Raw genomic sequence first — 22,286 nt, 5'->3', positions numbered from 1 at the left:
CGCTGAAACGAAACAATCTCTAGGGAGACAATATGATGAAAGCAATGACACTAGCCGCAGTCCTGACGATCACCGCCACACCTGCACTGGCAAGTTTGAATGTTGATGTGACACCAGCACAGCAAGGTGCTTGGGTTGAAGTTGAGTACAATGGTGAGCCAGTAAGCGGTGCTGCCGTGAAAAGTTCATCGTTAAATGAATCACTTTTAACATCAGAGAGCGGGCGCGTATTCATTCCAACCGCCAATAATGCGAGTAGCTCGATCACTTACACGGTAAATGCCAAAAACACCCAAGTGGAAGCGACACGCTTTATTGCTATTAACAGAGACTAGCACTAAGGGGGCTTCCCCCTTTTCTCTCTATTATCTATAACCTTAGTATAGCTTAATCATTAACAGTGTCTACAATTGTAGTCAGTGTTAACCAGATTCGGTCGCCTATGCTAACAACACATACTATTTCTGCACTCTATCGTTATGGTCGATGGCTTGGCTACGCGTGTGAGGATGTTGAAAAACACCTAATTAAACTCGGTTCTCAAAAGGATGGTCGTGACACAGTGAGTCTTATCATAGCGTTGCGCCGTTCACTGCTGCAGTATTGCCAAAACGCCTATTCACCTGATGGGGACGAGACATTACGCCAGTCTATCTCACGGCTTCGCGCCCATGATCGAGAGGTTATAGCCCTCGCTTATTTATTTCAGCTTCCCTTTTGCGATATTGCAATGATTTGTTCGCAGCCAGAAGATAGCACGAGACAACGTCTATGTATGATTCGTCAACATCTACAAGCGACGCTTAGCGATAGAATTTTATCTCCATCAGGGATTGATTAGAGAGCTCATTCATTATGATGAAAATTCGGAATAAAATCACGATTGCGATTGTAGTCGCCGCAGTGGCTTGCGTATTAACCATCGCCGCTATCTTATCTTACCGCGCCATTGATTTATCGACCCAAGCGTTAGACGAAAAAGTCAATGCGCAACTATTGTCGTTAAAGGCAGCTAAGCAATCTGAGGTATCTCGTTACTTCTCATCGATTCAAGATCAAATCAAAACATTATCCACCTCCACGATGACCAGTGATGCGCTTGCACAATTTGATATGGCCTATCAACAAATATCCAATGAGGCGCTATCGGCTGATGGTGAGAAAGGGCTTGCGTCCTACTATGATAACGCCTTTAAACAGCGTTATCGTGAGGTTAATGGAACGGACTTGTCCAAGCGTGTATATTCTCGATTGCGCCCTGTTGCCAAGCAATTGCAACTCCGATATCTCGTCAACAACCAATACCCCATTGATAAGAAACAAGCTTTCGATAAAGCGCCTGATGGGTCCATCTATAGTGAGATCCATGCCGTATTCCACCCAAGCTTTCGTGACTATAAAACGACTTTTCGTTATGAAGATATAGTATTAATTAATAACGCTGGCGATATTGTCTACACTGTCAATAAAGATATAGACTTTGCTACGCATCTCGACGATAACGCCGTTGCAGGTGGCGTGGCCCGTGCCTACGACATGGCAAAGCAGTCGCCTGCTGGCACCATCAGTTTTGTTGATTTTTCAGCGTATGAACCCGCCTTTGATCGGCCCACAGCTTTTGTGAGTGCGCCTGTCTATAAAAACAGTGAGCCAATTGGCGTGCTAATTTTTAGGTTATCGATACAGCGCTTGACAGATATTTTGAGTAATGATCGTCAATGGGCTTCATCAGGCTTAGGGCGCACGGGTGAAGTATTCTTAGTGGGGCCGGATGCTATTTTGCGTAGTGAACCTCGGTTACTAGACGAGAACCCGACAGGTTATTTTTCCCAGGTACTACCACAACTCACTCAACCGATAAGAGATAAAATACGATATCAAGGTGTCGCTGCGGGCGTTCAGCCTATCAGTGACGCTAGCATTAATTCAGCCCTGAATGGTCAAACAGGTGTGATGAATGGAAAAAGCTACGCGGGACGTGCTGTGATTGCTGCTTATGGGCCGTTAGATGTTTTCGGAAAGCAGTGGGCGATTGTCAGCCAAATGGGTAAAAATGAAGCGTTATCTGCTATATCAGCGCTTCAGCGGGATATCATCAATATCACCTTGGTGACTGCGCTTATCCTGGCACTCATCGTATCACTCATTGCTTACTGGTTAGGTAACAGTATTGGACGCCCCATCGTGAGCCTAACGGAACAAATACAAACCATTGCCACAACAAAAAACCTAAGCTTTCGCGTACATGGGCGGGGATCTTACGAGCTGACTCAGCTCAGTTATCGATTGAATGATATGTTTAGCGGTTTTAAGTCGGTGATTCAACAAGCGAATCAAGTGGCAACAACGCTTCATCAAACCAGTTCAACCATTGATAGAGATATTAATAATATTCGCGATCAAGTTGATGAACAAGCTGAACGAGCCGCTCAAGTCGCGACTGCTGCAACGCAAATGTCGACATCAGTTGGTGAGGTCGCAAAGTACGCTGAACAGGCTTCTTCATCATCGGACACGATCTCAGGGCTCACTGAAGAGGGGAGTCAAGTGGGCCAAAGTTTGATTGATACGATGCATCAACTGCAAGAACGAATGGAAGCAAGCACTGAAGCGATGCAGCAATTAGCCCACGAGAGTCAGGCGATTGAAACGGTTCTCGACGTGATTTTGACCATTTCCGAACAAACGAATTTATTGGCACTTAATGCTGCTATAGAGGCCGCTAGAGCGGGTGAGCAAGGCCGAGGGTTTGCCGTTGTTGCGGATGAAGTGCGCGCGCTCGCAACTAGAACGCATGGTTCCACAGAAGACATCAAAGCCAAAGTAGATACATTGCAAAAAGGAACGGTCACGGCTTCGCAAGGGATCGAGCAAGCCAATGGTTCTGTGGCTCAAAGTGTTCAAGGTGGCGTGAAAAATAACGAAAAACTTGAAGTTATTAACAAAATGGTGCGAGAAATTAATGACATGAACACTCAAATCGCCACGGCGACAAATCAACAAAAGCAAGTGACAAACGAGATCAGCCAAAGGGTTAATGATGTTGCACAGTTAGCGAATGATATCTCAGCGCATACGCAAAGCAGTGAACAGAGTGCCGCACAATTGACGGAGCGAGCGAATGCTTTAACTAAGGTTATTGGACATTTTAAAGTCGAGTAAGCGATAGATAGACGAAGTAACAGGCTCCCTTTGGATTGGGACGTTATCACCTACTCAGTTAGGCTGGTTTACCAAAGCCAACCCGCCTGAAGCTTGCAATAAATAATCCCGCTCTAGCGCATGCAGGGTGGGATTTTTATTTTTAGCAATCATATCAATCAGATATTAGTCTTACCGATGGTATATAATGGTCGTACCAAAAGAAGGGTTAAAGACGAAATTTGACTTCATAATGCAAAAATTGCTAGTTTGGTACTACCAAATGCGGAGAGGTAACCATGACGACATCCACCAGTAGCCTTTTTCATCCGGTGCAAATGGGCCGAGCGAGTGAAGATGTGGCATTGCAAATCGAATCGGCGATTCTGTCCGAGGCGGTAAAACCTGGCGACAAACTGCCCAGTGAGCGAGAGCTTCAGCAACAGTTTGGAACAGGGCGTGGCGTGGTGCGCGAGGCCATTCAATCACTCAAGCAAAAAGGCTTAATTGAAATCCGTAAGGGGCAAAAAGGTGGGGCGGTCGTCCGTCAGGTTGATGTGCATAACATCAGTGAATCATTGGCGCTGTTTTTAAAACAAAGCCATGTACAAGCGGATAAGGTCGCAGAGTTTCGTGAAACGGTCGATCAAAGCCTGGTGTTACTTGCCATTAGTCGTGGTTCCGAGTCGCAGAAAAAACAGCTTGGTGAATATGTCACAGAGCTTGCGGCTCTTGCCGCTGAAGAGAATCCGGATTTGGATCGCTTGGGCGAGCTGGATCGCGCACTCAACCTATTGATTGCTGCAATGTCAGGCAACCCGATTTTTGAATGGGTGATGCATGCTATCCAGCAAGGGTTTAGTTCGCACGATTACGCCCTTTATCAGGTGGCGGATTATCGTCGCCAAACCGTGGAAAACTGGCAACAGACCGTTAACCACATTATCGCTGCCGAGCCGTTTAAGGCGCAAGCAACGATTAGCCACCACTACCGGTTGCTACAACAATGCATTGATGCACAAGCATCAAGCTAATTATAAAAATTTCAAAAAGGAAACCTCTACACAATCATACCCATTACCTGTGTTGCGACTGTTCCGGGCTGACGCCCTGCACACGGGAAGGACAAAATTTGGAGGTTTTATGGGACAGCAACAAAATTACGACTATATCATTGTCGGCGCGGGCTCGGCAGGCTGTGTTCTGGCGAACCGTTTAAGTGCTAACCCAGATAACAAGGTATTGCTACTCGAGGCAGGACGACCAGATTATCGGCTGGACTTTCGGATCCACATGCCTGCCGCATTAACTTATTTGCTCACAGACAGCACCTATAACTGGTTGTATGAATCCGAGCCTGAGCCGAATATGCATAACCGCCGTATCGCGCAACCGCGTGGTAAAGTGCTTGGGGGCAGCAGTAGCATCAACGGCATGATTTATATCCGCGGCAACGCGTTGGACTATGAAAAATGGGCCAACGAGCACGGGTTAAAAAAATGGGATTATGCCCATTGCCTGCCGTATTTCCGCAAGTGTGAAACGCGATTAAAAGGCCAAGATGACTATCATGGCAACAATGGGCCGCTGGCAATTGAAACTGCACAATGTGATAACCCTCTATTTAGTGCGTTCTTTGACGCGACGCAACAAGCGGGTTATCCATTGACCGATGACGTGAATGGTTATCAGCAAGAAGGCTTTGGTATTTTCGACCAAAATATCTACCAAGGTCGTCGTCATAGTGCGGCGCGGGCGTACTTACACCCAGTGATGAACCGTAAGAACCTGACAGTGATCACCGGCGCGACCACTGATAAGGTTTTGTTTGAGGGCAAAACGGCGATTGGTGTGGAATACCGCAAGTGGGGACGGAAGAAAACCGCCTATGGCGCAGAAGTCATCAGCTGTGGTGGCGCGATTAACTCGCCCAAACTACTGCAACTTTCTGGTGTAGGTGACGAAACCATGTTGAAAAATTTAGGGATCAAGCCTGTTCATCACCTGCCTGGGGTGGGGGAAAACTTGCAAGATCACCTGGAGCTTTACGTGCAGTATGAATGTAAAGAGCCGGTTAGCATGTATCCCGCGCTTAAGTTCCACAATCAACCGAAAATTGGTTTTGATTGGCTGTTCCGTCGTAAAGGGGCCGCCGCCACCAATCATTTTGAAGCGGGTGGTTTTGTACGTGGTAATGATGAGGTGGCGTATCCGAACCTGCAGTTCCACTTTTTGCCACTGGCGATCCGTTATGATGGCTCGGCACCGAACAAAGGACATGGTTTCCAATTGCATGTGGGGCCTATGAATACCGATGTGCGTGGCCACGTGAAAATTCGTAGCACCAACCCAGATGAGAAGCCAGAAATCTTCTTTAACTATCTCTCTACGCCACAAGAGCGTAAAGAGTGGGTTGAAGCGATCCGTGTCTCTCGCGATATCATTGCCCAGCCGGCCTTTGATCATCTGCGGGGTAAAGAGCTTTCGCCGGGCAGCGAGGCACAGACGGATCAGGAAATCCTCGATTTTGTGGCTCGAGAAGGGGAAAGTGCTTACCACCCAAGCTGTACCTGTAAAATGGGCTTGGCGAGTGACGAGATGGCCGTGGTGGATGAATCGCTGAACGTCCATGGCGTGAATAACTTGCGTGTGGTGGATGCCTCCGTGTTCCCTGCAATCACCAATGGCAACTTGTACGCACCGACCATTATGGTGGCAGAGAAAGCGGCTGATATGATCATGGGGCATACCCTTTCGCCGGCGAAAGATGCGGAATACTACCGCTACCTTCCAGACCATGCGCCGGTACCGGAAGAGGACGTGGCGCTGGCCTAATTCCCCGTGTACGCGTTAACGACAAGAGCCAGTCTCGTGCTGGCTCTTTATTATTTTTGTTTATCTAGCTGGTGTTTAGCCGCACTATAGCTGGCAACGCAATAAGGCACTAGATAGTTGAGTAGTGCGTGACCTATACGTAAGTCTGCCTCGCCCCAAATAGCCTCCCCCTGATTAATCACATTGAGTACAGTGCCGACTACCAATGCGATTTTGAGTGCATTGAGCGCTACGCTGGGTTGAATTAACGTCCTAAAGAGTTGTTTCATTTAACGTCCACCCTCAGCACGTTCAAGCAGTGCCTGCGTGGGGAGGGTGGAAATTGTCTGTTGGATAACGCGTTTAATCAGGCCTGTATCAGGTCTTCGTCGTTGTTGTGAGGCGGGAATCTGGACACCAGTGGGTTCTAAGTCGTATGTGTTGTCTGTGATGACCAGTTTTGCTTGCTGTAAGCAAAGTGGGCAATGAAGAAGTTGCCCTGGCGCATCATCACGATAACGAGTGATCGTCGGGCCGCATGTCGGGCAGTGATGCAGGGGGATCCCTTCATCGGTATGCGCAATGATGGCGTCAAATTCGCCCGCTTTGGCGAGGTTGACAAACCGTTGCCCGACTGATGTATCAAACTGGCTGCCAAGATTCTCTTCGACAATGTCAATCGCTTTTTGTTTGGGCATGGCTTGTCGATACGGACGGTGGCTGGTCATGGCATCAAAGGCATCACAAATCGCGATAAGCTTGGCCTCTGCAGGAATGGCATCACCGGATAATTTGTTGGGGTATCCTCGGCCATCGACCCGTTCGTGGTGTAACCCGACGGCGTTGCGCACAATGGGCCCTAATGGATGGCCTTCCAAGATATACATCCCCTCATTGGGGTGACTCTGGATGATGGCAAATTCGTCATCGGTCAGCTTATCTGTTTTCTTTAAGATGGCATCAGGCACACTGATTTTGCCTAAGTCGTGCAAAAAGCCACCTAGGGTCGCGATGGCCTGCTCTTCTTTCGACCACCGTTCTGCTTTTGCGACCGCTGATGCAAACTGAGATACCCGCCAAAGGTGGCCGCCTGTGTAGGGGTCTTTTGCCTCAACGGTCCACGCCAGTGTTAATAGGCTTTGAAACAAGCGCTGTGTTTGAACACTATCCACATCGGAACGAAACCACTTTGTTAACCATTGCATCGTTATATCCTTTGTTGTGCGCCTTTATGAGTAGACAGGGACTACCCGGTAGAACTTTCAGTTTGCGGCGCGGATGTTTCTGTCAAAAACTTAGGCAGGCTGAGCACCACGGTAACCCCTTGATTGATATTAGAATCGAAATGAAGTTTTCCCTGCAGTTTTTGGTGTACCAGATTGAACACGAGATTAAGGCCGAGCCCTGAACCGCCTTTACCGCGTGAACTGGTATAGAAGGGCTCAAAAATACGTTGGTGAAGTTCGGGCGCAACCCCGACGCCATTATCGGTATAGCGGATTTCTACGGTCTCGCCTTTATCGGCGATATGAATCTTTATGTCCGGCTCGGGAATACCTTCAAAGGCATGGCGGACACTGTTCATCACTAAGTTGGAGATAACTTGGGTCAGCACCCCAGGCAGGCTACTCATGGCAAGATGAGGGTCACCTTCGATAATCGGTGCCACCGGCACTTTTTTCGTTTCGGGGCGCAAGCTCCCCATTAATGCTTCAAGCGTTTGCACGGGACGGAACTGACTTCGACTTTCAGACACTTGGTCGACCGCTGTTTGCTTGAAATCACGCACTAATCGTGCCGCACGATTGAGGTTGGTTTCCAGCATATTCGTGCCATCCGTGACCTGCTTCATCACGGCCGAATACTGCTCACTGGTCAAGGTTTTTTGCTCGAATGCGCTGTTTAGTGTGGAAACCGCGTCTTTGATCACTGAATTAGCCGTCACCGCGATCCCCAGGGGGGTGTTTACTTCGTGCGCGACGCCGGCGACTAAGCTCCCCAGCGCGGCGAGTTTTTCGGATTCTACCAGTTGAGTTTGCGCAGCTTTAAGGTTCTCCATACTCTGCGCGAGATCCTGGGTTCGTGCGTCAACGGTCGCTTCTAAACTCTGATTCAGTTGTTCGAGTTCCAACTGGGTCGTTTTAAGCTCAGTGATATCAATCGCGGTGCCGCGAAAACCCGTGAAGCCTTGACCGGTGAAATGAGCTATCCCTTGGAACACAAAATAGTAGGTGTGTTTTCCCAAGGTGATTTTTTCTTCGCACATGGTGAAATCATCGCATGTGTCCAAACAGTGTATCAGTGATGTGCAGTGGCTCAGTACGGGAACTGACTTTACCTTAGGGTGGTTTTCGACCGAGATCGCGAGCGCGACTTGCATCGCTTCAGAGCAAAATGTCAGTCGCTGCGTGGCATCGGTTTCCCACAACCAATCTGAAGCGGCGTTAGTGAAATCCGACAATCGCGCCTGTTCTAACGCGATATTCTTATAGAGGTTGGTCATGCGTAAAGTGATTTTATTGGTTTCGTCCGCCAGCCAGTCGAGTTCATCGCTTTTTTCCATAATCAACTTTCGATGTGTCAACTGCAATGGCTCGTGGATGGGCTCCACAGGGTCAAAATGAGACAAGTGTTTGGCAATCGCAAACACGCGTTGGCTGACGCTTTGATGGAAAACCCATAAAATCAGCGAGCAAACAATCAGGGTTTTGACCCCGTTGAGTAGGAGGGTGACAACAAACTGTTGCAGTAAGAGATCATAGATTTTTTGCGCGTCAGATTTTACGCGTAGGGTGCCGAGATGAATCCGGCGATCAGTGTCGGGATGGAAATAACTGAGTTCCGCTTGACTGTCCACGCTGGTGGTGGTGAGTGGCTTACCCGCATCGAGCACGACACCGTCAAATTCAATCGAGAGGTAATCGATATAGGGGAGATTGACGAGGCCATTGAGTCGATTTTGTGCGCTAACAAGGTCGAACACCCACAAAGACGATGCGATTAAGTCGGCATGGACATTTTGAATTTCCGCATGGCGGCGGTCAACATGGTCAAAAGCTTCCTCATAATCCCATGATAGCTGCAGTAGCGTGGTCAATATGGTAAAAAAACTGCTGAGTAAGACCATCAGCAGAATGATTCGGCGGCCAACAATACTGAAAAGCGGGTGCTTGAGCCCCTGTTCAAACCTTTCTAGTTTTTCCATTCGATATCCATTACCTTAATCTTTACTCTCACTGGCGTACTGTGTTGCTTCGCTGGATAAACTTAATGGGATCAAAAACATAAACTTGACGCCTTGCCCGGGCGCTGATTCAAATTGCAGTTCGCCGCCTAGCTTTTGCTTGACGAGATTAAAGACCAAATTGAGGCCGAGCCCTGAGCCACCACGTCCCCGTTTACTGGTATAAAAGGGTTCAAAAATTCGGTGGTGAAGGGATGGCTCGATACCGCAGCCATTGTCTTGATAGCAAAGGTAGAGGTGGTCTTCTTGCCTTTCAAATTCGATCGTGATTGTCGGGTTATCCGTCTCGTCAAAGGCATGGTTGATGCTATTCATGACGAGGTTAGAGATCACTTGGGTAACGACGCCGGGTAAGCTATACATGAGTATGCCACGCTCTCCGCTGACCTCGGGAGCCACCGGAATTTTACGGGTTTCTGGATGTAAGCTCGCAACCAGTGCGTCTAGTGTTTGTTTGACATCAAATTCGGTGAGCGTTTCTGACACTTGATCGACGGCGGTTTGTTTAAAGTCACGAATAAGATGGGTCGCACGCTTGAGGTTATGTTCCAGCATGACTACGCTGTCGTTCACTTGTTTGATCAAAGAAGCAAACTGTGTGCTGGTTAACGTTTGTTCCTCAAAGGCCTGGTTGAGCGTGTGGGTGATATCTTTAATCACTGACGAGGCGGTGACCGCAATGCCTAAAGGTGTGTTGACTTCATGCGCCACCCCTGCCACTAAGCTCCCGAGTGCCGCAAGCTTTTCCGACTCGACCAGTTGTTCTTGCGCCGCTTTTAAGTGTTCCATACTCTCTTGAAGTTCACGGGTTCGCTCATCAACGGTTTCTTCCAAGTTATGGTTCAATGTTTCCAGTTCAAACTGGGCCGTTTTGAGCGCGGTGATATCGATGCCCGTGCCTCTAAACCCGCGAAAGCCATCAATACCGTGATGGGCAAGCGCTTGAAAGACAAAATAACGGCTTTCACCCTCAACGGGTACGATCTCCTCACACATCGAAAAGTCCTGTTGTCGGTGAAGATTGGCTATAAATTGATGACAACCGACAGTAGAAAGTAACTTGTCAAGGTGCGGATATTGTTTGGGATTAAGATCAAACGCCAATCGCATCGGCTCAGAGCAAAAGGTCAACTTGAGGTCGGCGTCGGTTTCCCACAGCCAATCTGAAGAAACATGGGTAAAGTCTGCTAAGCGCTCGCGCTCGAGCATAATATTGCGGTAGAGCGTTGACATATTTTGGGTGATTTTATTGGTTTCGGCCGCCAGCCAGTCGAGTTCGTCTTCTTTTTCCATGATATAGCGCTTACGGGGGAGGGTCAGCGTCTCTTCTTTAGGGTCAAGTGGATTGTACTGACGTAAAAACTGCGCCACTTTAAACACGCGTTGACTGACAGTATGGTGGAACACCAATAAAATGAGGTAACACACCATAAGTGTTTTTATCGCGTTCAATAGCAGTGTGATAAAAAAGCGTTGCAACAGATCGTTATAGATGGCATTGGTGTTGGACTCGACATAGATGGTGCCAATCCGCTGGGTGTTTCCTGTATCTGGGTCGTCATACTGCAGCGGATACTCGTTGATCACTTTACTCACATCTAATGGTGACCCCGCCTCGAAAAGATAGTTTTCCGACCGCAGCGCCAGATAATCAATGTGTGGTAGGTTGATTAACCCATCAATGCGCTCTTGAACACTGGTTAAGTCATAAATCCAAAGCGAGCTGGCGAGTAATTCGGCATGAACGTGCTCAATTTCATAGTGTCGGCTATCCACTCGGTCAAAAGCCTCATCGTAGTCCCAATAAGTTTGCAGCAAGGTGGTAAAAATGGTGAAAAAGCCACTGAGCAAAATCATGATCAGCAAAATGCGTCTTCCCACTAAACTGAAGAACGGATTACGAATGCTGTCATCAAACTTTTGGTTTCGGCTCATACGTGTTAAGCGCGTAAGTCGGGACGGATACGGTAAGTGTAGAAGAAAAAACGGCCCTCACCGTAAGGAGTGGTGACTAGGGCGCGTGATTTATAGCATGGATGAAATGTCACCATGGTTGTACACCGTGATGGCGTAGGCAGACGAATAACTGACGTCGCGTCGCGAAACGCCTCTGAAATAAAAAGTGTGGTCATAAAAAGGCCCGTTAAGGGCCATGGCTAATCTGGGTATTCAGCACGAATAGCGACAAAGTCGTCCCAATGCTCAAGGAGTAAATCGACCAGTTTGGGCTCAAAATGCTTGCCGCGCTGGGCGATCAGCTCTTGGCGAATATCATCATCCGTCCATGCTTCCTTGTACGACCGCTTTGAGCCAAGGGCATCGAATACATCGGCCAGTGCTGAAATTCGGCCACTAATTGGGATGGATTCGCCTTCGAGGTGATTGGGGTAACCCGTTCCATCCCATTTCTCGTGGTGGGTGGCAGCAATCTCTTTGGCTTCGACGATCAAGCGCCGTTTGGAGTGGCTGAGAATTTCGACGCCGTATTCGACATGCTTTTTCATCGTTTCCCATTCATCCGCATCGAGTTTTCCCGGCTTGTGTAAAATCGCGTCTGGGATAGCGACTTTACCGACATCATGAAGTGGGGAGCCGTGTTTGAGCAGCATGGTTTTGTGCTCGTCCAGACCATAGAGTTGCCCTAACTTTTCACAGAACAAAGACACCCGTTGCACATGGGCACCGGTTTCTTTACTGCGCGCTTCGACTGCATTGGCTAGGTTGTAGACCAATTCTTTCGAGGTCTCACGCAAATCGACCATAAGGCTTAAGTTTTCGAATGTCAGGCCTATATTCTGCATATAGATCTTAAGCAGCTGTTGGTCCAGCTCAGAGAGCGTTGTGGCATGATTGACGTACAATAAAAACTCGACATCTTCATCGTCGCGATGAAAAAGGACAAAGCCATTCTCAAACTGAATGCTTTGTTGTTCATCGAGTGCTTGCTGGCATCGCTCTGAGACGATTTTAGGTAACTTCTCAAACGCACATTCACTGTAACAGTCGACGTATTCTCCCGTCGCCGCCAACGTCAGCGCACGTGACTCTTCAGCACCGGGTCGCGGTTGTACCACGCAATAAAACGCGGAGTCATGAATGTGAAGGAGAGAGGTTAATTGCTCCAACACCGCGGTGGCATAGTGTTGCAAATTGGTGGTGTTCTGAACGTTTGCAGAGGCCTCAATCACCCGTTTGAGCCCCTGTTTTTGCTCCTCAATCATGCACAAGTCACGATAAGAGCGGAGCATCGAATAAAGCAGGGTTTTGAGCTTCTGGGTTGTCAGCTCCGTTTTTTCTTTGTAATCATCAATGTCGTATTCGCGGATCACCCGATCTTCTGGTGCTTGGCCGGCTTGTCCGGTGCGCAATACCAAGCGGATCACGTGGTCATTTTTCTCGTCGCGTATGTAGCGAACTAAGTCTAAGCCCGCATGTTCGGTTTCCATGACTACATCAACCAATGCGAGCGCAATATCAGCTTCTTTTTCGAGAATCTCTCTAGCTTCCTGCCCAGACAGAGCCGATAGAATTTCTAGAGGACGTCCTTGAAACGTGAACCCCGTTAGCGCAAGCCGTGTGACTTCATGCATCAGATCATCGTCATCAATCAGCAGTATACGCCATGGCGCTGCACCAGATGCTGAATTGGTCTCATGAGACTTGGGAGATGCGCCGTCACGTTGATCTGCAAACAAGTCCATTCACTTCGCCCCTATTCGCGTTTATCTCAGTTAGTTAAAGCGTAGTTTAGGACTTTCAAAGTTGCGAGGAGGGAGTGATTGATAGTTAAGTGACTTTCCTTGGGTTTGTTACCGTTCTCTGATCTGGCGCAGTATCTGAGCTAACTGGGCTGCTAGCCTTGGCATTGACAAGCCGTTGCCTAGAGGCTTAACGCCAGAGGCGTTGCATAACCTTGGTTATTTTATCGCCTGTTGACAACAGCTTGAGTAATTCTCTTACACAATTGTTGTGATATACCTATCAGTTGTATGGCGCTTATTTTGCGGGTGGCAAATAACGCTGTTTTACTAAAATCATTATTAAAACACTATGACACACAAACAAGGCAGTTATGTTTAAAAAACTCTCCCTCAAACACAAGCTCGCGCTGTCGGCGAGTATGGCCATCATTATCGGTGGTTTGCTCGTTGAAGCGTTATCGTTTCGTGCATCACTTGCCCGGTTGGACACCGAAGTGGCACAGCGGCTGGAAAGTACCACGGCATCATACAATCAATATGTGTCTGACTGGGTTGCTTCAAAAGAGCGTGCGATGACCTCACTGACCAGCGAGGCCGATGAGAACAATATGGTCACCCACCTTAAGCAAGTGCGCGATGCGGGTGGCTTTGACAACGTCTTCCTCGCCTACCCAGATGGCAGCCAGGATAACGCGAATGGCGTTGTACTACCGCCGGGTAATGACGATCCGCGTAAGTGGGGTTGGTATATCAACGCCAAAGCGGACCCGTCGAGTGTGTTTATGGATAATCCGACGGTTGCAGCGGCAACCGGCGCCAATGTGGTGTCGTTAGGTAAAGCGCTCCAGTTCAACGGCGACACCTTGGTACTCGGGGCGGATGTTGAAATTGGTGACATTATCGAAGGTCTCGAGAAGGTGATCTTGCCGGGTAATGGCTATATGTTTATCGCCAACAGCGAAGGCAATATTTTTACCCACGCGAACACCGACTTACTCAAGGAGCCAATTAACCAGCTAGGCTTGTCTTTTAGTACGGTGAAGTCCGCCATGAATTCCGGTGAAAGTGTGATGGCCGACGTGGGTGGGGAAGAAAGTGTGGTATATGCCAAACCCATCAAAGAGACCGGGTTAATCACTGTCACCGTGATTAACTATGACTCCTTAGTCGCGCCACTGTTTGATGCAGTCTGGGGGCAAATTGCGGTGACAATTGCAGTGGTTATTGCCTGTACGCTGCTGTTCAATCTGCTGGTGAATATTCTATTTAGACCGTTGACCAATGTCTCTAATGCCCTCGAGCAAATTGCCCATGGTAGCGGTGATCTGACTCAACGCATTGACGTTGAAAGTGAAGATGAAGTGGGGCAACTGGCGAAAAACTTCAACACCTTTGTGGGGAGTATGCATCAGTTGATTAGCCATATTCGCGAGCAAGCCGACCAACTCACGTCGCAGTCGGACAGCAGTACGGAACGGGCACGCCGCAACGTGGATGACATTAATCAGCAGCAGCAAGAAGTGACCATGGTGGCCACCGCCGTCACCGAGTTGGCCTCTGCGACACAAGAGATCGCCTCGCATGCTGAACACACCGCGAATACGGCGCAAGAATCGACCGCGAGTACTGATAATGGGCGTGCGGTGGTTGAAAATACCAAAACATCGATCACTCGGTTGTCAGATGAGTTGAAACAAGCCAGCACTATTGTTGCCGAACTAGATAAACACTCGCAGGAGATTTCGACGGTACTGTCGACCATTCAAGGGATTGCGGAGCAAACCAACTTGCTTGCACTCAACGCGGCCATTGAGGCAGCGCGTGCGGGTGAGCAAGGGCGAGGCTTTGCCGTCGTCGCTGACGAGGTGCGTATTCTGTCGCAGCGTACCCATGCTTCGACCGAAGAAATTAAATCCACGATTGAGACGTTGCAAACCACGACGGCAAGCGCGGTATCGACCATGGAAAGCAGCTCAGTGTTGGCGGGCGATTCTGTGTCTGATGTGGATAAAGCAACGGCAGCTCTGAGTGAGATTGATGCAGCGGTCAATCAGATCAGTGATATGGCGACGCAGATCGCGACCGCGGCAGAAGAGCAAACCCATGTGACAAGTGAAATCACACAAAACATCACCTCTATCAAAGATGTGTCTGAGCACCTGGTAAGCAGTGCTAACGATACCTCGCAAGAGGCGGATAATCTGCGTAGTCAGGCAACACAGCTGAGCGACAAGGTATCGACGTACAAGCTTTGATGCACCGTCGACCAAGACGCTAAATGAATCAGCCGCTACCCACGCATCATGCAAGGTAGCGGTTTTTTTGAAAAAAAATGTGAGAGGAATGGAACTTTTGCTGTGGTACTCAGTCCTAAAGGATACTGAAGCAACAGAAAAAGGTTTTATGTTAACCCTACTGCGACACTTTCGTACCTCGTTTATCCTCTTCCTCATCGGCACGGGTTGCCTGCTCGCCTTCAACCTTTCCACGCCACACATTGCTGCCAACGGCAGTCCAAACGAACCGTTCGCATTCATCCCGCTAGCCTGGTTGTTTTTAGGATTGAGTGCAGTCATGTTTGTTGTCAACATGGTGATAACCATGCTAGGCATTAAACGGCAACACCTTGATTGTTAATGCCACAAACCATTTAACGCCTGATTGTTAATACCAAGGTCCAGAGGAGGCAAGATGATACAGCGCAATGGCCCAGAACTGGATATTGATATTGGTAATAAGCATTTGGTGATCCAGCGTCGCTATGAAGCGTTGGGGGCATTTAACGATTTGCTAATTGCGATTTGGTTTTTGATCGGGAGCTTCTTTTTTCTCAATGATGCGTTAATAGAAAGCGGAACATGGTTGTTTATTGTGGGTAGCGCGCAATTGTTACTGAAGCCGAGTATCAAATTGATGGGCCTAGTCCATGTCTCGCGCGTGCAACAACGGGCGCAGAACACAGCATAACCAACGGTTACTCAATCAATTATAAATTCATTAGCCTCTGAGCCGAGAGGCGAATAAACCCAAGAGGCAGGCTGATGACCCTGCCTCTTGCTATGGTGGCATCGCACTGGTTGGTTTATTATCGCTATTTATCCCAGAACCCACAGCTGAAGAGCAACAAAAAAGCCAATCGATAGTCCGACCACTAATAAGGTCGACAGGCGGGTACAGGCTAAACCGATCGCGACTAAAGCACCCAGTAAATAAGGATTGGTGGTCGAAATAGCCAGCTTATCCTCGGGAAAGAAGACAATCGGTACCCATAACGCGGTTAGAACCGCCGGGGCCGAGTAGGTAAGGAGTCGTTGCAACCGCGGACCAATGCGCACAGGGATGCTACGCGCCAGTAGCAGATAACGCACTGAGAAGGTGATCAGCGCCATGGCGACGATGATTAACCAGTAACTCATGTTGATGCCCTCCGTGTCGTTAGCGACTCAGCCATTAGCCCTGCGACCATACCTACGCCAGTTGCAATGATTAATGCGTTAGGGATGTGGTAATAGGTGAACAGCAGCATACTGATACCGCTTGCCAAGGCACAAAGTAGCACGGGACGGGTTTTTATACTGGGTACGGTCAGGGCGATAAAGGTGGCCGCAATGGCAAAGTCGAGCCCGATGGCTTCCAAAGCTTTCAGCTGAGAGCCCGCTAGAATCCCCGCCAAGGTGGCAAGGTTCCAACCGATATAAAACGCGGCGCCCGTATACAGGGCGTAGTGTTTAGAAAATCTACCATGTTTGCTGGTGTGTGCGGTTGAAAGCGCATACATTTCATCGGTCAGTAAAAAGCCGAGGCCGAGACGCCATTTAAGCGGCAACGGCGTAATGTACTGACGAAAGTGGGCACCATAGAGAAGGTGCCGTGCGCTAATCACCAGTGTGGAACCGAGCACCGCTGGTAAGCCCGCCGCACTGCCCACCATCATGGTGCCAGACAACTGCACCGCCCCTGCAAAAACCAGTAATGACATGGCTTGTGTTTGCAGCGCACTGAATCCCATTTGCAGCCCTAATGAACCGCAGAGTATCCCCCAAGGCAGGACGGCGAGGCACAGCGGACTAACATCGCCCAATGCGCGCCATAGTGATGCCTCAGGCGCATGCACCTCTTGTGCAGCCTTATGCATAGATCACCTTTTTGTTGTATTTGCTTAGTTATAAATTGTTTTTATCGGTAAGGTGCTAAAAGGTCAGGTAACGTACTGATTAACAAACTTACAAGATGTTTGTATCACATCACCGCCATGCCGCAAAGAGATGGGATTATCAACAGCCAGAGTGGCTCACTAAGACACAGAAAGGAAACACGATGAAAGCACCGCATCGCCTGAAGGGATCAACATCGCCAAGCGTGCATTTTCTCTATGTTTGGTTAGTGTCAACGGCAATAGCCAGTGCCGCTGTGGTTGGCGCATGGCAGGTGGGATGGGTCACATTGACGACGTTTGGGGATGGTGCATTTTACGTCGGGGGGCTCGTTTGGTCGGCTGCGGGGCTTGTGACGTACAGTCGTTACAAAAGCCGCTATTGGTGCCGTGATTCAGTGACCCAGCGGGCGCTCACGGCTCAACAGCACGCGATGGTGCTCGATTCATCGTCACAGCCCGATGACAAGCTCGGACTGTGGCTGTTTTTAAGTGGGCTTCCCGCCATGATACTCAGCGGTCTATTGATGCTGTTGGCTTAACCCACCCAGTGATAATGGTGGTTCGGCTTTTTGGCGACCAATCCCTGTTGTTGTAAGTGGGTAAATAGGGTATCGACGGCCTCTTGGCTCAGTGCATACTCCGCCATCACGGCTTTCTTGCTACAACGTAACGTTTTGGCGGCTAACGCGGCTTTGATATCGGCATAAGGCGAATCTACATCCTCGTTAGGAACCTCTGAAGGCGTTGTGGATTCCGTGTCTATCTCATTAACACGAGAAGACTCCTTGGTGTTCAGAGGCGTAGGGGGTGTGGCATGTGGGTGACGATACCAATGGCGGAAACGCTGCTCTTCACCAATCACGCCGACAAAGAAAGCGGCGAATACATCGAGCAACACAGAGAGAAAAATCACCAGCCAAGATTGGGCCTGATCGGCACTGACGCCCAAGGTGTTCGCAAGATTGCTAATCAACCCCAAGATGGATCCCTGTGCCACCGCGGGTAAGCTATCGCGCTCTAACGCGAGCTGCTGTTGCTCTTTGCGTAATTGGTTGTTTTCTTTTTGTAATCGCGCCACACCCGTCGCAATTCTATCCAATTCGATATAACGCTCGGCGGCTTGATTGTTCAACGTGATTTGTTGCTCGATGGCGTTGATTTGCCGGTTATAAGCGTCAATCTGCGCTTGGGCTTGGCGCTGCTCACTTTGCGCGGCATTGGTGGCACTATTGATGCCGCCAATACTGCCGCCAATCGAGATTAAGGCCAAAATGAGATAAAAAGCCAGGGCTGATAAGGCACCCACATAGTTGCCGTGCGCCCGGCGCTCACCAAACTCGTACCATGCATAAAACTTACCCGCTTCAAAAATCACTGCCAGTGCCCCGAACAACCACTGCATCAGCGGGTTATCGTCAAGGGATAAAAAAAGCAGTAGGGAAAAAATGGTAGAAGCCACAATGGCGGCGCCGGTAAAGCTGTACACACTTAACATGGCGAATCGCCCTTTGGGGAAGCGTAACGCCATCTTGGTTGGCGCTGACATGACTGGATTCATATTGTTGTTATTGTCTGTGATATTGAGAGGGCGCAAAGCCTAGCGCATCTCAGCCGATTTGTGTGTTAGGCAGGTGTGAAAATTCCAATGAATGCCTGCTTCCTCACCAACCTGCGCTAAAAAGCATCGTCAACTCAGTTAGGATTTGCCTATTAATCACTATCAGAGAGTATCGAGCCGCATGATTTCCTCTCTATAGAGGAAAATGTCATAGTAAGCCTCTGGTTAAGGCAAATACTGATAGCTAAGGAATTCAAGTATGGATCTTAATAACTTTCATGCTCAGTTATCCGCGCTAGAAGCCGAGCTGTTGGCTGAACTAGAGGTAGGAGAACAAAATGGGGCGGATAGTACGGTTACACTAGACCAACAAAGTGTCGGCCGCTTGTCGCGAATGGATGCGATGCAGGGCCAACAAATGGCGCTTGAACAAAAGAGGCGTCGAAAAGAACGCTTATTACAGGTTAGAGCAGCCATTAAGCGCATTGAAGATGAGGATTATGGGTTTTGTCTTGATTGTGACGAACCGATCAACCCGAAGCGCCTTGAAATTGATCCTTGCGCACAACGTTGTGTGGCCTGTGAGGAGAAACAGGCATGAGTATTAGCGCCTTCGAGAAGAACGACTCGTTGAGCCACCACCAGGTTATATCAGTTATTAATGGGAATATATGTTCGCGCGATCTTATGCGATTTTGATAAAAAACCAATGGCCGTTAATTGCTTTTGGCTTTCTGTCGATCTTTTTTGGCAACATTGGCCAATCGTTTTTCATCAGCTGGTATGGCAGCAGTCTTAAAGAGGCGCTGCTATTAAGTGATGCCACCTACGGCGGGATCTACGCCATTGCCACTATGACCAGTAGTGTGTTGGTGATTAGCTTTGGTGGTGTGGTGGATCGTATACGGGTCGACAAACTCCTGATCTTTTTCGCCATGTTACTGATGATCGCGTGTGCGCTGATGTACTCCGTTGACAGTGTGATAGGGCTGTTGGTGGGGTTCTTTCTATTGCGGTTTTGCGGACAAGGCTTTTTGCCTCACATCGCACAGGCCACTGTGATTAAGCGTGCCCAGCAAGACAAAGGCAAAGCCATTAGCTTAGTCGGCAGTGGGGTCGCCATTGGCGAGGTAGTTTTACCCTCAATCGTCATTGGCTTGATCGCGTTTTTAGGCTGGCGAGAAAGCTGGTTATTCATTGGAGCCACCCTGTTAGTGGTGTTTTTACCACTGGTGCTATTTCTGGTCCGAAAAGCCGATCTTAAACGGACGCGCATCGAAGCAGACCATCAAAACCAAGCCAGTGATGCCAGCCGACGACAAGTGATTCGCGACTGGCGCTTTTGGATGATCATACCCATTGCCTTGGTGACGCCGTTTTTGGTGACCGGCGTATTTATCCAACAGGACTTTATTCTGGCAGCCAAACAGTGGACGCCAGGTGTATTAGCGGGCAGTTTCGTCTTTTACGGGGCCGTACATTGGTTGAGTTCTGTTATCTCCGGCAGCCTGATTGATAAATACCGGTCGCGAAATGTGCTTATCTTAATCCCCATTCCACTTGTTCTCGGCCTAATGGTGATTGCCAATGTTAATCACACCCTTGCCGCACCGCTTTTCATGTGCCTTTTCGGTTTAGCGATTGGCGCAACCAATCCGGTGATTAATACCTTATGGGCAGAAATGTACGGGGTCTCGCATATTGGTGCCATTCGTTCTCTGGTGACGGGGATGATGATCCTGTCCACCGCCTTGGCACCTTGGGTGTTCGGTATGGTTATCGATATCGGTTGGACGCTTAACCAACTGATTTATGCCCTGATTGGGTTGATTCTCTCCTTTACCGTATTGCTAGTGCCTGTTTATCCACGACTATAAACGGCAGCGCTGAACGTCGTGTGCGAAAGCGATCTTTGCCTGATGGCCAAAGTAAGCGAAAAAGAGGGCTGGCGAAAAGAATGAAATAAATCTGCGTCAAAAATATCACAATCATAGATTAACTATATGATTTGTATAAAATAAGTCTTTATAGGGCTAAAAAAGGGGAGTTGACGCTTGGTCAATAAGTGACTAGGATCACGCGTTTTGATTTTCAGGTGAAATCAGGCCTGAAATGCGCGCGACACCTTTTTTAACCCAATTTTGTAGAGACGTTCATGATAGATAGAATTCAGCGTGATTGGTTCTCCAATGTACGCGGCGATATGCTTGCGGGTATCGTTGTGGCATTGGCTTTGATCCCAGAAGCGATTGCCTTCTCGATTATTGCCGGTGTGGATCCGAAAGTCGGCCTTTACGCCTCCTTTAGTATCGCCGTGATTATTGCCTTTGTGGGCGGACGCCCGGGCATGATTTCCGCCGCAACCGGTGCGATGGCGCTGTTGATGGTGACCTTGGTAAAAGAGCATGGGCTTGAGTACCTATTGGCGGCGACTGTGCTAACCGGGATACTTCAAATTGCGGCCGGTTATTTAAAACTCGGAAACCTGATGCGTTTTGTTTCTCGCTCAGTGGTAACCGGGTTTGTCAACGCGCTCGCGATCCTGATCTTTATGGCGCAGTTACCAGAGCTTATTGGTCCGGAAATCATCCGCGAGACCGAAATCATGTGGCATGTGTATCCGATGACGGCCGCAGGCTTAGCGATTATCTATCTTTTCCCTTACGTTCCGCGTATTGGCAAAGTCCTTCCTTCTCCGTTGATGTGCATTCTCATTCTGACCGGTATTGCCATGGCGTATAACCTGGACTTGCGTACCGTGGGTGACATGGGTGATTTGCCTGATACCTTACCGGTATTCCTATGGCCGGATGTGCCGCTAAACGTTGAAACCTTGGCGATTATCTTCCCATACTCAGCGGCACTGGCCGTGGTGGGCTTGCTGGAGTCGATGATGACCGCCACTATCGTCGACGATCTGACCGACACAGACAGTGAGAAAAACCGTGAGTGTAAAGGTCAAGGTGTTGCCAATATCGCCACCGGTTTCTTAGGCGGTATGGCCGGTTGTGCGATGATTGGTCAGTCGGTCATTAACATTAAATCCGGTGGACGTGGTCGTCTTTCTACCTTGTTCGCCGGTGTGCTACTGCTGATTATGGTGGTGTTCTTAAGCGATTGGATCAGCCAAATCCCGATGGCCGCACTGGTGGCGGTAATGATCATGGTGTCTATCGGTACCTTCTCTTGGGAGTCGATCGTTAACCTGAAGTCACACCCGCTATCAACCAATATCGTCATGGTCTCGACCGTGGTGGTCGTGGTGCTCACCCACAACCTTGCGATCGGCGTGCTAGTTGGGGTGTTACTCGCGGCCTTGTTCTTTGCCAATAAGATTGGTCGCTTTATGGTGGTGAAAAGCGAGCCGGAGGACAACGGCGATGCACGTACCTATCGTGTTGTGGGTCAAGTCTTTTTTGCCTCGTCAGATCAATTTTTGTCGTCGTTTGACTTCAAAGAAGCGTTGGAGCGTGTCACCATCGATCTCTCGGCAGCGCACTTTTGGGATATTACCTCCGTGTCTGTCCTTGATAAGGTGGTTATTAAATTCCGCCGTGAGGGTACCGAGGTGAATATCGTCGGCATGAATGATGCGACTGCGACCATCGTCGATAAGTTCGGCGTGCACGATAAGCCCGAAGAAGTAGAAAAAATGATGGGTGGCCACTAAGG

19 protein-coding genes are annotated in these 22,286 nt (G+C 49.0%); 11 read left to right on the top strand and 8 right to left on the bottom strand.

The genetic code is table 11. From position 1 onward, the window contains the following. Positions 1-32: 32 nt before the first annotated feature. The 4 genes from FCN78_RS07780 (at position 33) to betA (ending at position 5,976) form a co-directional block, all read left to right on the top strand. Complete coding sequence (locus FCN78_RS07780) at positions 33-335, top strand: hypothetical protein (RefSeq protein ID WP_077459336.1); 303 nt, start codon at positions 33-35, stop codon at positions 333-335. Positions 336-855: 520 nt separating this feature from the next. After that, positions 856-3,162, top strand: a complete 2,307-nt coding sequence (locus FCN78_RS07775) for a methyl-accepting chemotaxis protein (RefSeq protein ID WP_077658749.1) — start codon at positions 856-858, stop codon at positions 3,160-3,162. 278 nt (positions 3,163-3,440) lie between these two features. Next, positions 3,441-4,175, top strand: a complete 735-nt coding sequence (locus FCN78_RS07770) for a FadR/GntR family transcriptional regulator (RefSeq protein ID WP_077658748.1) — start codon at positions 3,441-3,443, stop codon at positions 4,173-4,175. A gap of 109 nt (positions 4,176-4,284) precedes the next feature. Further along, entirely contained in the window at positions 4,285-5,976 is a 1,692-nt protein-coding gene (gene betA / locus FCN78_RS07765; RefSeq protein WP_077521543.1) for a choline dehydrogenase, read from the top strand. Between the two features lie 50 nt (positions 5,977-6,026). Here betA and nrtS read toward each other — a convergent pair whose 3' ends face one another. The 5 genes from nrtS to FCN78_RS07740 all read right to left on the bottom strand — a co-directional run bounded on the left by nrtS (position 6,027) and on the right by FCN78_RS07740 (position 12,900). Beyond that, positions 6,027-6,245 (bottom strand): nitrate/nitrite transporter NrtS, encoded by a 219-nt coding sequence (gene nrtS, locus FCN78_RS07760; RefSeq protein ID WP_069362682.1) that lies wholly within the window; start codon positions 6,243-6,245, stop codon positions 6,027-6,029. After that, on the bottom strand, positions 6,246-7,160 hold the full coding sequence (locus FCN78_RS07755) for an HD-GYP domain-containing protein (RefSeq protein WP_077658747.1): 915 nt from the start codon (positions 7,158-7,160) through the stop codon (positions 6,246-6,248). Positions 7,161-7,201: 41 nt separating this feature from the next. Next, the gene (locus tag FCN78_RS07750) at positions 7,202-9,160 is read right to left on the bottom strand and encodes a PAS domain-containing sensor histidine kinase (protein WP_077658746.1); all 1,959 of its coding nucleotides are present in this window, start codon (positions 9,158-9,160) and stop codon (positions 7,202-7,204) included. Between the two features lie 15 nt (positions 9,161-9,175). Continuing rightward, positions 9,176-11,134, bottom strand: a complete 1,959-nt coding sequence (locus FCN78_RS07745) for a sensor histidine kinase (RefSeq protein WP_077658745.1) — start codon at positions 11,132-11,134, stop codon at positions 9,176-9,178. Between the two features lie 221 nt (positions 11,135-11,355). After that, positions 11,356-12,900 carry a DUF3369 domain-containing protein gene (locus FCN78_RS07740; protein WP_077658744.1) on the bottom strand — a complete coding sequence of 515 codons (1,545 nt, stop codon included), beginning with the start codon at positions 12,898-12,900 and terminating at the stop codon, positions 11,356-11,358. Between the two features lie 371 nt (positions 12,901-13,271). Between FCN78_RS07740 and FCN78_RS07735 the strand changes: the two genes are divergently transcribed. From FCN78_RS07735 to FCN78_RS07725, 3 genes are all read left to right on the top strand, one after another. Further along, positions 13,272-15,155 (top strand): methyl-accepting chemotaxis protein, encoded by a 1,884-nt coding sequence (locus FCN78_RS07735; RefSeq protein ID WP_077658743.1) that lies wholly within the window; start codon positions 13,272-13,274, stop codon positions 15,153-15,155. 88 nt (positions 15,156-15,243) lie between these two features. Continuing rightward, positions 15,244-15,537, top strand: coding sequence for a DUF3955 domain-containing protein (locus tag FCN78_RS07730; protein ID WP_077459259.1), 294 nt, complete (start codon positions 15,244-15,246; stop codon positions 15,535-15,537). Positions 15,538-15,591: 54 nt separating this feature from the next. Continuing rightward, complete coding sequence (locus FCN78_RS07725) at positions 15,592-15,867, top strand: YrhK family protein (protein WP_069362687.1); 276 nt, start codon at positions 15,592-15,594, stop codon at positions 15,865-15,867. A gap of 128 nt (positions 15,868-15,995) precedes the next feature. Here the strand turns inward: FCN78_RS07725 and FCN78_RS07720 are convergent, their stop codons facing one another. Continuing rightward, complete coding sequence (locus FCN78_RS07720) at positions 15,996-16,316, bottom strand: AzlD domain-containing protein (RefSeq protein WP_077521533.1); 321 nt, start codon at positions 16,314-16,316, stop codon at positions 15,996-15,998. Beyond that, positions 16,313-17,035 carry an AzlC family ABC transporter permease gene (locus FCN78_RS07715; RefSeq protein WP_077658742.1) on the bottom strand — a complete coding sequence of 241 codons (723 nt, stop codon included), beginning with the start codon at positions 17,033-17,035 and terminating at the stop codon, positions 16,313-16,315. The genes FCN78_RS07720 and FCN78_RS07715 overlap by 4 nt, the downstream gene beginning before the upstream one ends. Positions 17,036-17,217: 182 nt before the next feature. Here FCN78_RS07715 and FCN78_RS07710 point away from each other — a divergent pair, with 182 nt between their 5' ends. Next, a complete protein-coding gene (locus FCN78_RS07710) occupies positions 17,218-17,595 on the top strand; it encodes a hypothetical protein (protein WP_077658741.1) in 378 nt (125 codons plus the stop codon). Here FCN78_RS07710 and FCN78_RS07705 read toward each other — a convergent pair. Continuing rightward, the gene (locus tag FCN78_RS07705; protein WP_077658740.1) at positions 17,592-18,602 is read right to left on the bottom strand and encodes a Preprotein translocase subunit SecY; all 1,011 of its coding nucleotides are present in this window, start codon (positions 18,600-18,602) and stop codon (positions 17,592-17,594) included. The two genes, FCN78_RS07710 and FCN78_RS07705, sit on opposite strands and share 4 nt — an antisense overlap. A 271-nt stretch (positions 18,603-18,873) precedes the next feature. Between FCN78_RS07705 and FCN78_RS07700 the strand changes: the two genes are divergently transcribed. The 3 genes from FCN78_RS07700 (at position 18,874) to FCN78_RS07690 (ending at position 22,284) form a co-directional block, all read left to right on the top strand. Continuing rightward, entirely contained in the window at positions 18,874-19,215 is a 342-nt protein-coding gene (locus FCN78_RS07700; protein ID WP_077459254.1) for a TraR/DksA family transcriptional regulator, read from the top strand. A 70-nt stretch (positions 19,216-19,285) separates the two neighbouring features. Next, positions 19,286-20,491, top strand: coding sequence for an MFS transporter (locus FCN78_RS07695; RefSeq protein ID WP_077487108.1), 1,206 nt, complete (start codon positions 19,286-19,288; stop codon positions 20,489-20,491). Positions 20,492-20,769: 278 nt separating this feature from the next. Then, positions 20,770-22,284 carry a SulP family inorganic anion transporter gene (locus FCN78_RS07690; RefSeq protein WP_069362694.1) on the top strand — a complete coding sequence of 505 codons (1,515 nt, stop codon included), beginning with the start codon at positions 20,770-20,772 and terminating at the stop codon, positions 22,282-22,284. Positions 22,285-22,286 lie beyond the last annotated feature (2 nt).

The sequence above is a fragment of the Salinivibrio kushneri genome, assembly GCF_005280275.1.
GTDB classification, from domain to species: domain Bacteria; phylum Pseudomonadota; class Gammaproteobacteria; order Enterobacterales; family Vibrionaceae; genus Salinivibrio; species Salinivibrio kushneri.
This window is presented reverse-complemented; position numbering and strand designations above follow the sequence as displayed.